Annotated in this window: 11 protein-coding genes and 3 tRNA genes; 3 read left to right on the top strand and 11 right to left on the bottom strand. The window is 53.8% G+C overall.

Annotated elements, in window-relative coordinates:
- Positions 1-210 precede the first annotated feature (210 nt).
- The 10 genes from QK300_RS07730 to QK300_RS07685 form a co-directional block, all read right to left on the bottom strand.
- Complete coding sequence (locus tag QK300_RS07730; protein ID WP_281301122.1) at positions 211-672, bottom strand: hypothetical protein; 462 nt, start codon at positions 670-672, stop codon at positions 211-213.
- Between the two features lie 149 nt (positions 673-821).
- Positions 822-897, bottom strand: a tRNA-Val gene (locus QK300_RS07725).
- A 144-nt stretch (positions 898-1,041) separates the two neighbouring features.
- Positions 1,042-1,314: an HU family DNA-binding protein gene (locus tag QK300_RS07720; protein ID WP_042084475.1), complete on the bottom strand. Its 273-nt coding sequence runs from the start codon at positions 1,312-1,314 to the stop codon at positions 1,042-1,044.
- Positions 1,315-1,471: 157 nt separating this feature from the next.
- Positions 1,472-3,880 (bottom strand): endopeptidase La, encoded by a 2,409-nt coding sequence (gene lon, locus QK300_RS07715; protein WP_042084480.1) that lies wholly within the window; start codon positions 3,878-3,880, stop codon positions 1,472-1,474.
- Between the two features lie 152 nt (positions 3,881-4,032).
- Positions 4,033-5,298, bottom strand: coding sequence for an ATP-dependent Clp protease ATP-binding subunit ClpX (gene clpX / locus QK300_RS07710; protein WP_281301121.1), 1,266 nt, complete (start codon positions 5,296-5,298; stop codon positions 4,033-4,035).
- Between the two features lie 242 nt (positions 5,299-5,540).
- The gene (gene clpP / locus QK300_RS07705; protein WP_281301120.1) at positions 5,541-6,167 is read right to left on the bottom strand and encodes an ATP-dependent Clp endopeptidase proteolytic subunit ClpP; all 627 of its coding nucleotides are present in this window, start codon (positions 6,165-6,167) and stop codon (positions 5,541-5,543) included.
- 129 nt (positions 6,168-6,296) lie between these two features.
- The gene (gene tig, locus QK300_RS07700; RefSeq protein ID WP_281301119.1) at positions 6,297-7,844 is read right to left on the bottom strand and encodes a trigger factor; all 1,548 of its coding nucleotides are present in this window, start codon (positions 7,842-7,844) and stop codon (positions 6,297-6,299) included.
- A 42-nt stretch (positions 7,845-7,886) separates the two neighbouring features.
- A tRNA-Leu gene (locus QK300_RS07695) sits at positions 7,887-7,973 on the bottom strand.
- 238 nt (positions 7,974-8,211) lie between these two features.
- Positions 8,212-9,858, bottom strand: a complete 1,647-nt coding sequence (locus tag QK300_RS07690; protein WP_281301118.1) for an NAD(P)H-hydrate dehydratase — start codon at positions 9,856-9,858, stop codon at positions 8,212-8,214.
- 73 nt (positions 9,859-9,931) lie between these two features.
- Positions 9,932-10,008, bottom strand: a tRNA-His gene (locus QK300_RS07685).
- 364 nt (positions 10,009-10,372) lie between these two features.
- On the opposite strand from QK300_RS07685, the gene QK300_RS07680 reads away from it, so the two are divergent.
- Together QK300_RS07680 and glnA are read left to right on the top strand one after the other, a co-directional pair.
- On the top strand, positions 10,373-10,711 hold the full coding sequence (locus tag QK300_RS07680) for a P-II family nitrogen regulator (protein WP_042084494.1): 339 nt from the start codon (positions 10,373-10,375) through the stop codon (positions 10,709-10,711).
- A gap of 56 nt (positions 10,712-10,767) precedes the next feature.
- Positions 10,768-12,192 (top strand): type I glutamate--ammonia ligase, encoded by a 1,425-nt coding sequence (gene glnA, locus QK300_RS07675; RefSeq protein ID WP_348651850.1) that lies wholly within the window; start codon positions 10,768-10,770, stop codon positions 12,190-12,192.
- A gap of 175 nt (positions 12,193-12,367) precedes the next feature.
- On the opposite strand, the gene QK300_RS07670 is transcribed toward glnA, so the two are convergent.
- On the bottom strand, positions 12,368-12,604 hold the full coding sequence (locus QK300_RS07670; protein ID WP_281301117.1) for a hypothetical protein: 237 nt from the start codon (positions 12,602-12,604) through the stop codon (positions 12,368-12,370).
- 131 nt (positions 12,605-12,735) lie between these two features.
- Here QK300_RS07670 and QK300_RS07665 point away from each other — a divergent pair, with 131 nt between their 5' ends.
- Entirely contained in the window at positions 12,736-13,311 is a 576-nt protein-coding gene (locus QK300_RS07665; protein ID WP_281301116.1) for a hypothetical protein, read from the top strand.
- Positions 13,312-13,343 lie beyond the last annotated feature (32 nt).

Here is a 13,343-nt window from a genome sequence, read left to right as displayed (position 1 = left end):
TTCTTGGTTGGGGAGGAGCACCTTTTCACGATCCGGTCTTAAAGCGGCTGAGGCTTTGAGAACAATCACTGAAGCATCTGGCTTCAGATACCATTTCCTTCTTCATGAGCCGATAATGGCCGGATGAAGGGCAAGATGGTCTCAAATATGACCGGACAAAGGTTGCTCAAAAAGGCGGAGGGATGCAGGGGCATGTCTCCGCCTTATTTTTTAAGCGCGTGCCTTTAAAAAACTGAAGGCAAGAGCAAAGATCAGCGCCGAGATCAGCATCCCCGATATCAGCAGGCCGGTCATTTTATCAAGGGCCATGGGCAGCAAATCCGGCAGGCTGGCGGCCAGGGCTGCCACGACCCCCACCAGGATGGCAGGCTGGTGGCGCATCAGGCGAAAGACGGCGAAGGGCAACAGCAATTCCACCAGCGCCGCCACAAGCCATAGGAAGCCCCAGCTCTGCTCGAACCAGGCCGCCACATATTGCGGCGTTTGCACCATGAAAACGATAATATCCATGGATTGCCGCACGGCCGTTCCCAATGGCACCTGATTGCCATAAATCATCCCCAGCCAAAAGCCGATGCCATTGACCGCCAGAATGATCAATAGGCTGAACAGGCCCAAGCGCATCATCGAAGCGCCTTTGGCGGTGTCGCGCATTTTTTGTGTTGCATCCATAAAATATCCCCTCGTCATCTGTGATTTTTGGCCGAATGGCGCACGTCCCTACTATAGGGATGGGCCGCCCACGGCAAAGACACAGAAAGGTGAGGAGAGCCCAAAGCCAACAGGGTCAGGATTTCATGCAGGCTGCTGGTTGAAAGCGATGGTGGGCGGTGACAGTCTCGAACTGCCGACCCTCTCGGTGTAAACGAGATGCTCTACCAACTGAGCTAACCGCCCCGATCCATGGATCAGTTCATCGCTGGTGACGTGCATAGCGCCGGATGATCCATAAGACAAGAGCTGATGCACATAAAAAAACGGCCGCTCACATTGCTGCAAACGGCCGTTTTCGGATTCAAATCCCCTTTGAACGGGATCCGATCAGTTCACCGCATCCTTCAGCTGTTTACCAGCTTTGAATTTGGGTTGTTTGGACGCAGCAATGGCAATCGGTTCACCCGTACGTGGGTTACGGCCCTGCGACGCAGCGCGATGTGCAATCGAGAAGGTACCGAATCCGACCAGACGGACTTCGTCACCCTTGGACAGGGCACCGGAGATGCTGGAAAAAACGGCGTCGACGGCTTTCGTCGCATCCGCTTTCGAAATATCGGCCGCCTCAGCGACATTCGCGATCAGTTCGTTCTTATTCAAGGTTTACCCCCTCGTTGCTGTTGTGAGGTTCCTCCGTGAGTCAGCGAGACGGAGTTTAATGCGGCCTTTGAAGGCCTGTCAAAAAGAAAACCGCAGGAGTCTGCGGTTTTCCACAAGTTAAATAAAGAAAGAGGCGTGGTCACACCTCATTTCTGTCTTAATGGGTCACGGTGGCTTCCGGATGCTGCTCTGCATCATCAGAAGCTACGGCTTTGATCGCATTGGCTTTTTCTTCATCCTCATCGGTCCACTCAATGGGAACGAGGGGACGAATGAGCGCCGCACGCAAAACTTCATCCACATGCGACACCGGCATGATTTTCAACCCTTTTTTGACGTTATCCGGGATTTCCGCCAGGTCTTTTTCATTTTCAGCCGGAATCAGCACAGTCTTGATCCCTGCCCGCAAAGCCGCCAACAGCTTTTCCTTCAGGCCGCCAATCGGCAACACCCGGCCCCGCAAGGTCACTTCGCCGGTCATAGCGATATCACGACGCACGGCAATGCCGGTCAACACCGATACGATCGATGTCACCATCGCCACACCGGCCGATGGCCCGTCCTTGGGCGTGGCCCCTTCGGGCACATGCACATGGATGTCGCTTTTTTCAAAAACCGTTGGCTTCACGCCATAGCTGGCCGCCCGGCTATGCACAAAAGACCGCGCCGCCTGAATCGATTCCTGCATCACCGAGCCAAGCTTGCCCGTGGTGAGTATCCGACCCTTGCCCCGTGTGGTTACGGCCTCGATAGAGAGGATTTCGCCCCCCACCTCGGTCCAGGCAAGGCCCGTGGTCAAGCCGACCTGATCTTCAACTTCCGCCTGGCCATAGCGATAGCGCTTGATCCCGGCATAATTGCCAACATTTTGCGCCGTCACCTGAACCCGCTTGCGCTTGCCTTCAACGATTTCCTTCACCGCCTTGCGCATCAAGCGGGCCAGCATGCGTTCCAAACTCCGCACCCCGGCTTCACGGGTATAATAGCGGATCAGATCCCGCAAAGCGCCATCGGAAATCGACCATTCCGCCCGCCTCAGACCATGATCCTTCACTTGTTTAGGGATCAGATGTCGCTTGGCGATTTCGAGCTTTTCATCTTCGGTATAGCCCGAAAGATGAATGATTTCCATGCGATCAAGCAAGGGTTGCGGCATGCTCAGGCTATTGGCCGTGGTCACGAACATCACATCCGACAGATCATAATCCACTTCCAGATAATGATCATTGAAATGCGAATTCTGTTCGGGATCAAGCACTTCAAGCAAAGCTGACGCCGGATCGCCCCGGAAATCCTGCCCCATCTTGTCGATTTCATCGAGGAGGAACAGCGGATTGGCCGAGCCGGCCTTTTTCATATTCTGCATCACCTTACCGGGCATGGACCCGATATAGGTGCGGCGATGACCGCGAATTTCGGCCTCATCCCGCACACCGCCCAGGCTGAAGCGAATGAAATTCCGCCCCGTGGCTTTGGCGATGGACCGGCCAAGGGACGTTTTGCCCACGCCCGGCGGCCCCACAAGGCACAGAATCGGCCCCTTGATCTTATTGGCGCGCTGCAAAACGGCCAGATATTCAACGATCCGTTCCTTCACCTTATCCAGACCATAATGATCTGCATCGAGGATCTGTTCAGACCAGCCGATATCCTTCTTCACCCGTGTGCGCTTGCCCCAGGGCATGCCCAGAACCCAATCGAGATAATTGCGCACCACGGTCGCTTCCGCCGACATGGGGCTCATGGATTTGAGCTTTTTCAGTTCGGAAATGCACTTTTCCCGCGCTTCCTTGCTCAGCTTCGTTTCAGCGATCCGCTTTTCCAGATCGGCCGTTTCCTCGCGGCTTTCATCGGTTTCACCCAGTTCTTTCTGGATCGCCTTCAATTGTTCATTGAGATAATATTCGCGCTGGGTCTTTTCCATCTGCCGCTTGACCCGGCCACGGATTTTCTTCTCGACCTGCAAGACACCGATTTCACCTTCCATGAAGGCATAAACCTTTTCCAGCCGATCTGTGATCGCATGGGTGGATAAAAGATCCTGCTTATCGGCAATCTTCAAAGCCAGATGCGATGCCACCGTATCGGCAAGCTTTGAGGGATCATCGATCTGATTGGCGGACACCAGAACTTCGGGGGCAATTTTTTTGTTCAATTTGACATAATGTTCAAATTGCGAAATCACCGACCGCTTGAGCGCCTGCAATTCTTTTTCATTGCCGGGCACCTCTTCCACATCTTCGATGCTGGCTTCAAAAAACTCTTCATTATCGACAAAGCGCGTGATCCTGGCCCGGCCCGAGCCTTCAACCAGCACCTTCACCGTGCCATCGGGCAGGCGCAGCAATTGCAGCACATTCGCCAATGTGCCCATTTCATAGATATCATCTGCCGATGGATCATCTTCTCCGGCATTTTTCTGGGAGACAAGCAAAATGGGCCTGTCATCCTTCATGACCTCTTCAAGGGCGCGAACGCTTTTCTCGCGGCCCACAAACAAAGGCACGATCATGTGCGGAAAAACAACGATGTCTCGCAAAGGCAGGACAGGATAGGTCTTGTCCATGCAGGGGTTCCGATCTTGTTAAAAACTTGATTTCAATGACTGCCTGCGTCTCGAAATCAAGGACGAACACAGGGCAGCCAAAGGACTTCTCTTTGAAATGGCGATCTTGCCCAACCTTTCAAGACTTTTCAGTGTCTTTGAAGGTTTGGGGATCAGGCAGACGTCCCCGCTTCGTCACGACGCTCGGCATAAATGAATAACGGCTTGGCACCAGATGTCACCACATCGCCATTGATCACCACTTCCTCCACCCCTTCGAGCGAGGGAAGATCAAACATCGTCTCGAGCAGGATATCTTCCATGATCGAGCGCAAACCGCGTGCCCCCGTTTTCCGGGCGATAGCCCGCTTTGCCACGCTGCGGCAGGCATCATCGGTAAAGGTGAGGGCCACATCTTCCATTTCAAACAAACGCTGATACTGCTTTAAAAGCGCGTTTTTCGGTGTGGAGAGGATTTCGATGAGGGCATTCTCATCCAGATCCTCAAGGGTGGCAATCACGGGAACACGGCCAACGAATTCAGGAATCAAACCGAATTTCAACAGATCTTCCGGCTCAGCATGCATCAGCAATTCACCGACCGAGCGATCTTCAGGGGAGGAAACCTTAGCCCCAAAGCCCATCGATTTGCCCTGCATCCGGGATGAAACGATCCGATCAAGACCGGCGAAAGCGCCGCCGCAGATGAACAGGATATTGGTGGTATCCACCTGCAGGAATTCCTGCTGCGGATGCTTCCTGCCCCCTTGGGGTGGCACGCTGGCAACCGTGCCTTCCATGATCTTCAACAGCGCCTGCTGCACCCCTTCCCCCGAAACATCGCGGGTGATGGATGGATTATCGGATTTGCGGCTGATCTTATCCACTTCATCGATATAAACGATGCCGCGCTGCGCCCGCTCCACATTATAATCGGCGGATTGCAAAAGTTTCAGGATGATATTTTCAACATCCTCACCCACATAGCCCGCTTCCGTCAGCGTGGTGGCATCGGCCATGGTAAAGGGCACATCCAGAATACGCGCCAAAGTCTGGGCCAGCAGGGTTTTGCCACAACCCGTGGGCCCCACCAGCAGGATATTGGATTTCGACAATTCCACATCCGAACTTTTGGCGGCATGGTTCAGGCGCTTATAATGATTATGCACAGCTACAGATAGAACGCGCTTGGCCTTGGGCTGGCCAATCACATAATCATTGAGCACATCCAGAATTTCCTGCGGGGTTGGCACCCCGTCGCTGGACTTGGCAATGCCCGATTTACTTTCTTCACGGATGATGTCCGTACACAACTCAACGCATTCATCACAGATAAAAACCGTTGGTCCTGCGATCAGCTTACGTACCTCATGCTGGCTCTTCCCACAGAAAGAACAGTACAAGGTATTTTTGGAATCTCCGCCACTCAATTTCGTCATCAGACTTCCTTAAGTCTCCATTTGAACCATCATCGTAGAACAGCCCGTGACCGTGCAGCAACAGCTTTTCTGCTCAATCAACCATCACTGCCCTCTTAGGTTCTCACTCTGGCACGCAACCTGGTACGCAACCTGATACGCAACAGCAAAAAACGGGCCTCATACCAACGCATTCTAAACGAACATTTCTTGCTGTAGGCTTAAAATGACATCAACGGCCGATCCTGAAGATAAAAACCGTATCATTTATCCGGATCATCGGGCCGTTTGAGCAAGACTTCGTCAACGATGCCCCAATCCTTGGCTTCTTCCGCGCTCATCCAGCGATCACGATCAAGGGCTTTTTCCACTTCATCGAGGGTCTGACCGGTATGGGTCACATAGATATTATTCAAACGCTCGCGCAATTTGAGGATTTCGCGGGCTTGAATTTCAATATCCGTGGCCTGCCCCCGAAAGCCGCCGGATGGCTGATGCACCATCACCCGGGCATTGGGCAAACAATAGCGCATGCCTTTTTCACCGGCACACATCAAAAGCGAACCCATGGAGGCCGCCTGTCCAATGCACAAGGTTGCAACCTTTGGACGAATATACTGCATCGTATCATAAATGGCGAGGCCGGAACTGACCACACCACCGGGGGAATTGATGTAAAATGAGATATCTTTTTTCGGATTATCCGCTTCCAGATAGAGAAGCTGGGCAACGATCAGGCTGGAAATATTATCTTCAACCTGCCCGGTAAGAAAAATAATCCGTTCTTTTAACAGACGGGAATAAATATCAAAAGCCCGTTCGCCACGATTCGTCTGCTCCACCACCATCGGCACGAGCTGACTTGTGAACTGATCCACGATATCGACCATATGCGCTAAACTCCCGTCGTCCTGATCATCAAAAACTAAATATCACGCAGTATTGCGAGTTAAAAAGGCCGCGGCAAGCCCATGTGCTCCCGCGGCCTTCATTCTGCATCAAAAAGCAGATGGCAAGGCTCAGGCGCCTGCATCATCCTTTGCCGAAGCCGCCTTTTTTGGGGCTGCTTTCTTTGCCGCTGCTTTTTTGGCTGGTGCTTTCTTGCCTTCGGTCTTTTCCTCGTCATCAGCGGATTTCGCCGCCGATTTCTTTGACCCGGCTTTTTTATCGGAAGCCTTTTTGCCAGCCGCCTTTTTACCGCTATCGGCTTCTTCGGCTTCGGCCTCTTCTTCCTCGCGAACCGCTTTACGCAGCTCTTCAAGGCTCATTTCAATATCATTGAGATCAGCCATTTCGAGAATGAAATCAACCACTTTATCTTCGTATAAAGGGGCCCGAAGCTGCGCTAAAGCCTGCTCATTCTTGGTATAGAATTCAAAAACTTCGCGTTCTTGGCCGGGATAACGACGGGCTTCTTCCGCCACGCGGCGCATCAGCTCATCCCGATTGATCTCGATCTTATTGGCCATCCCCAATTCGGAAAGCAACAAGCCCAAGCGCACCCGACGTTCGGCAATATCGCGATAATCCTTGCGATCCTCTTCGCTTTCCGGCTCATCCTGGCCGGCCAGCTCTTCTTCGGTTGCTTCGCCGCTCATGATGGCATCGCGTTTGATCTGGCCCCAGATATCGCGATATTCCAGATCGACCATGCCCTGCGGCACGGCAAAATCATAAGCATCGGCAAGCTTATCGAGCAAAGCCCGCTTGACCTTCGCCCGGCTCAGGGCCTTTGCTTCCTGCTCAAGCTGGGTTTTCAAGGCGTCTTTCAAGGCATCAAGCCCTTCAAGACCGAAATTTTTGGCAAAATCATCGTCGATTTTGGCCTCGGCAGGCTTTTTCACCTCTTTGACCGAAACCTTGAACTGCGCCGGTTTACCCGACAGATCATCGCGGCCATAATTCTCTGGGAAGGTGACATCGACCGTCAGATCATCACCGGCTTTCGCGCCCGCAAGCTGATCTTCAAAGCCGGGAATGAACTGGCCAGAGCCAAGCTCAAGCTGCACATCATCGCCCTTCCCGCCTTCAAATTCCGTGCCCTCAACCGAGCCGACAAAATCGATGATCACAGCATCACCGGTTTTTGCCTTGTAGGTTTTGGCGGCGGCTTCAAAGCTTTTCGATTGCCCGGCCAGGGTTTGGAGAGCGGCATCGATATCGGCATCGGATGGGCTTGCCACCAGACGATCCAAGGCAGGTGCCTTGAAATCCGAGGTATCGACATCGGGCAGAATTTCCGCCGAAACGGTAAAATCAAAGCCCGCATCCGCTTCCACATCACCCACCTTGATGCTGGGTTGAAGGGCTGGCCTGATCTTGCGCTCACGGAACAAGGCATCGGTGCTTTCCCGCACCGTTTCCTCGATCGCCTGCCCACGGGCGGCCTCCCCATGCAGCTTTTTCAAAAGCGCCAAGGGTGTTTTGCCGGGGCGAAAGCCCTTCATCCGCACTTTGGTGCGCAGATCATCCAATATTTTCTGAACCCGCTGGTCGAGATCGGTCTTTTCAACCGTGATCTTATATTCCCGCGATAGTCCTTCAGTCTTTATTTCATCGATTTGCATGCGCTCACTCGTGGCCTATGGGTGACCATCTCACTTGTCTAATGGTGCGGGCGAAGGGACTTGAACCCCCACGTCCTCTCGGACACCAGAACCTAAATCTGGCGCGTCTACCAGTTCCGCCACGCCCGCTGGTGAAAACTCATCGCTTCATACCCGTTAAATCCCGGAGCACAAAACGCTTTCGCATCCCGACCGGCGCATTTGCGTTCCTTAAACGCATGCGCCCTTGGAAAGCTTTCACATCAAACGCACTGGCCGGTGCGGCAGATTGGCGCTTCCTTAGCACAGGCTGTTCAGGAAAAACCAGCCCGATTCCATAAACGCGATAAACTGATTGCGGGCATCCCCTCGTTCAGCGCTGGAAAAGCTATGAGCGCGCCCCGCCTGGCCTTGAAAATTGCGCATCCAGATCCCGCATCACTTGGGGCAGTGCGGCGATCAGATCCCCGGCAATGAGGCCCCGGCCCGCGGGCAAAGCCGCCGCCCCATGCAGCCACACAGCCGAGCAGGCGGCTTCAAAAGCAGGCATGCCCTGCGCCATCAGGCCCGCGACGAGCCCGGTCAAAACATCGCCCGAGCCTGCAGTGGCAAGCCAGGGCGGGGCATTGGAATTGATCGCTGCCCGGCCATCGGGGGCCGCGATCACGCTATCAGCACCTTTATGCACGATCACCGCCCCGCTTTTCTGGGCCGCCATGAGGCTGCGCTCTAATTTCGACTCCGCCCCCCCTTTCTGATCCGCCTGATCCGCCTGATCCGCAGAATCAGGTGCCGGGGTCGTTCCAAAAAGTCGGGCAAATTCCCCACCATGGGGGGTCATCACCACATCTTCGGCCCGGCTGCCGATCATCGCAAAAAGGGCTTCGGGATCATCAGCAAAGCATGAAAGACCATCAGCATCGAGCACACATGGCTTTGCGGTGGCCAGGGCATCCGCCACCTTTTCCCGTGTATCAGGATGCAGCCCCAGCCCCGGCCCCAAAGCCAGAACCGTGCGCCGGGGATCATCCATAAAGGCGCGATAGCCAGCGCGATCCTTGAACGGGGCCACCATCACTTCCATCAGGCTGGCGGCCTGAATGGGATAGCTTTCCTCGGGGGTGATCAGGGTGACAGCACCGGCACCAGCGCGAAGGGCGGCGCTGGCGGTCAGCCTTGCCGCCCCGGTAAAAGGCGGGCCCCCACTCATCACAAGGGCATGGCCACGCTGATATTTATGGCCATCAGGGGCAAGCTGCGGCCAATGATCGGCCCATAAAGCCGGGTGATTCTCATAAACCATGGGCTGAATATCATCGAGCACGCTGTCCGGAATACCGATCTGGCGAACCACAAGTTGCCCGCATTTTTGTCGCCCCGGCATCAGCAGATGGCCCGGTTTCTTGCGAAAAAAACTGACCGTAAGATCGGCATCGAAAACCAGCCCCAAAGGCTGCCCGCTATCGCCCGATAGCCCCGAAGGCACATCCACCGCCACATGATAGGCCCCCGACCTGTTGGCTGCGGCAATCAGATCGGCGGCAGCCCCATCCACCGGGCGGCTAAGCCCCGCCCCGAAAAGGGCATCAATGATGAGGTCATAATCCCCCAAAATATCGGGATCGACCAGATCAGGATCAAAAACCGCCCATGCGCCTTTATAAAGGGCGGCCATCGCAGCAGCATCCCCCCGCAATTCATGGGGATCGACCAAAGACATCACCAACACAACAATCCCCGCCTTCATGAGATGACGCGCCGCCACCCAGCCATCACCGCCATTATTCCCCGGTCCGGCCAAAATCAAAGCCCGGCGGCCCTTCACCCGGTTGCCCTTCATATGGGTCAGTGCTTCTTCGGCAATGCCCCGCCCCGCCGCTTCCATCAAGCTAAGGCCCGATGTGCCGAGGCGGATCGCCGCCTGATCGGCTTTGGCCATTTGCGCACAGCTCAATAGTATCCGCAGGCTTTTATCCTGTGGATTGGAACGCGCAGCATCCACAATGCGGCCGCTGGATTTTTGATTATGGATCAAAGGCCCTGCCCCCATGCTTTGTTTCACAGGGTTGAGTATGATACAAAGGCTCAAGCCGGAAAAGGGCAGATGGTGGGGCGAACGACGGGACTTGAACCCGCAACCTCCTGGACCACAACCAGGCGCTCTAACCAATTGAGCTACGCCCGCCATCATTGGGAAGGCGCTCGTCATACCGGGGAATATGCCGCCAGTCAAGAAGCCCGGAGCGGCTAATTGCATGAGAATGCATTTTTCAAATTGGGATCGCCCTGCCGGGCTTCAAATCCTATCAGCACGCAGGACTCACCATATGGCAAAACTGATTAAAAGATAGGCATGTGCTTTAATAAAAGGCATGAAACCCTTGGGGCATGGCGCTGAACCGCCCAAAATCATGTATTTCCCGGGACCAATAAAATGGCATGATCATTGCTAGGTTACGCATAGTGCCAAAAACGGGGACACTCATGTGTTCGAACCTGAACCAACCCGATTGATCAACCAGATAAAGCTCGTGTGAACGGATGCGGATATGAAAAAAATCGAGGCGATCATCAAGCCCTTCAAGCTCGATGAAGTGAAGGAAGCCCTTCATGAAGTTGGTGTTTCGGGCATCACCGTGCTGGAAGCCCGTGGCTTTGGCCGCCAGAAAGGCCATACCGAACTTTATCGCGGGGCGGAATATGTGGTTGATTTCGTGCCCAAGGTGAAGCTTGAGATCGTGATCGACGATGCCAAGCTCGAAGCCGCCGTTGAAGCCATCCAAAATGCCGCCCACACCGGCAGAATCGGGGATGGCAAGATTTTTGTTACCGCCATCGAGGATGCCATCCGCATCCGCACCGGCGAAACCGGCAGCGATGCCATTTGATCCATCCCCCGCGCCCCTTTCCATTCCACCCTTTTGAGAAGAAGCAGAGACATATCATGCCAAAATATCTGAATATGACCGCAGCCGACCTTTTGAAGCTGTGCAAGGATGAAGATCTCACCTGGATCGACCTGCGCTTTACCGATCCGCGCGGAACCTGGCATCATCTGACCATGGATTCCTCTTTCATGGATGAAGAAACCCTGGAAGAAGGCCTGATGTTTGATGGCTCATCCATTGCCGGCTGGAAAGCGATCAATGAATCCGACATGGTTTTAAAGCCCGATCTAAGCCATGTGACCACCGATCCCTTCACCGCGCAGGGCACCGCCATCGTTTATTGCGACATTTTAGAACCCGGCACCGGCCAATCTTATGAACGCGATCCCCGCTCCACCGCCAAACGTGCAGAGGAATATCTGAAATTCACCGGCATTGGCGATACCGTTTTCATCGGCCCCGAGCCGGAATTCTTCGTGTTCGATGATGTGCGGTTCAAGGTCGATTATTCCGGCGCCATGTATCAGCTTGATGATATCGAAGGCCCCTATAATTCCGCCAAGGTCTATCCTGAAGGCAATCAGGGCCATCGCCCCCGGGTGAAAGGCGGCTATTTCCCCGCTGGTCCGGTCGATTCTGCCTTTGATATGCGTGGCGAAATGGTTACCATCCTGCGCGAACTGGGCGTGAGCATGGATAAACACCATCATGAAGTGGCCGCCAGCCAGCATGAACTGGGCATGACCTTTGGCAAGCTCACCGAAATTGCCGATAAAATTCAGCTTTATAAATATGTTGTGCGTCAGGTCGCGCATTCTTATGGCAAAACCGCCACCTTCATGCCCAAGCCGGTGAAAGATGATAATGGCTCGGGGATGCATACCCATCAATCGATCTGGAAAGATGGCAAGCCGCTTTTTGCCGGTTCCGGCTATGCCGATCTTTCGGATATGGCCCTTTATTATATTGGCGGCATCATCAAACATGCCAAGGCCATCAATGCCTTCACCAATCCATCGACCAATAGCTACAAGCGCCTGACACCCGGCTTTGAAGCGCCGGTTCTGCTTGCCTATTCGGCGCGCAACCGATCAGCATCCTGCCGTATTCCCTTTGGATCAAGCCCCAAGGCAAAGCGTGTGGAAGTGCGCTTCCCCGATCCCACGGCCAATCCCTATCTCGCCTTTTCAGCCATGCTGATGGCGGGGATCGATGGAATCGAAAACAAAATCCATCCCGGCGATGCCATGGACAAGGATCTTTATGCCCTGCCCCCCGAAGAGCTGACCAATGTGCCCACCGTGGCCCGTTCTTTGCGTGAAGCACTGGAATCCCTGCAATCGGATAGCGATTTCCTGCGAAAGGGCGATGTGTTTACTCAGGATCAGATCGATGCCTATATCCATCTGAAATTTGAAGAGGTCACGCGCTTTGAATTGGCGCCGCATCCCATCGAATTCGATATGTATTACAGCGCCTGATTAAGGGTTCTGACCCTGAAAAGCACCCTGCGGCTGGGCTCAGACCCCTTGCCGCAGGGTTTTTTTTGGGATCTGGCCTGCTTATAAAGCTGGCCAGGAATTGGCTGGAAAATTCACGCGAGCCATCAGCAAAAAAAGGATAAAAAAAAGCCGGAAGTCTATAAAGACCCCCGGCTCAAGTCGGATCCTTTGGGGAGGATCGCCTCACGAAGAGGCTGAAGTTATATTGCATCGCAATAATCACTTTTGCAACGCAAAAATGCAGTTGATCAAAAAATAATTTTCCTACCAGATTTAATAGACTGTTTATAAATAAGAAAATTTCCCAAAGCGGCATCATGATATGCATTTCAAAAACGTGCTTTTTGGCCTGAATCATGGTTGAAAAACCACGCCCTTTGCCTCGATCCACTCAGCACATTCGCCTTTTTAAACCCAATATGTTGCAGGCGCATAAAAAGCCATCGAGGACATCCAATATTAAGAAATGCGAAAGGCGCAAAGCCTAAAATCATGCTTAGAATGACCCATGAAGACCACAGCATGCCCAGCCCCATTTCATCAATCAATCCGGCTGCATCCCAGCCTGCGCCGCTGACCGCCCAGCAAGCGGCCTTAAAGCCGCATCTGGCGGCGGCCAATATTGATGAGCGATCTTTTTTGGCAACGGATTATCTTAATCATTACAATGAGGTGGTGATGCTTCTTGAGATGGCACCTGATATGCCGGACATGCTCGAAGATGCCGCCGATTGGACCCCCAAAAGCTACCAGCAGCATTTCGCCGATAGCGGTTTTGCCGACAAGGCTTTGGCGATCGAAGCCTATGACCATGCGCCCGGCGCCTGCCGTCTGCTTTTCGATACGCTGCGCCTGAAGCTCGATGCCCTTTTGCTGCAAACGGTGGGTGATGTGGTGATGCTGGGTGATGATGCACAGGCCATTGCCCGCCATCTGGAAGAACCCTTGAAAGAGGCGCAGGAGCTGTTATCCGCTCTCAATGGGGTGATCCACGGCAAGACCGAACAGCCCAGTTGCAGCCCTGCACAAGAGGATGAAGGCGATCCAATCGAAAGCACCGCCGCCAGCCAGGCGGATATCGATGCCCTGTTCGATTAGGCGCGAATTTCCACGCGTTCATAAGATGTGGT

Source organism: Iodidimonas sp. MBR-22, from assembly GCF_029946565.1.
GTDB lineage: Bacteria > Pseudomonadota > Alphaproteobacteria > Sphingomonadales > Rhodothalassiaceae > Iodidimonas > Iodidimonas nitroreducens.
The sequence above is the reverse complement of the archived record's forward strand: the minus strand, read 5'-3'. Positions and strand labels throughout refer to the sequence as shown.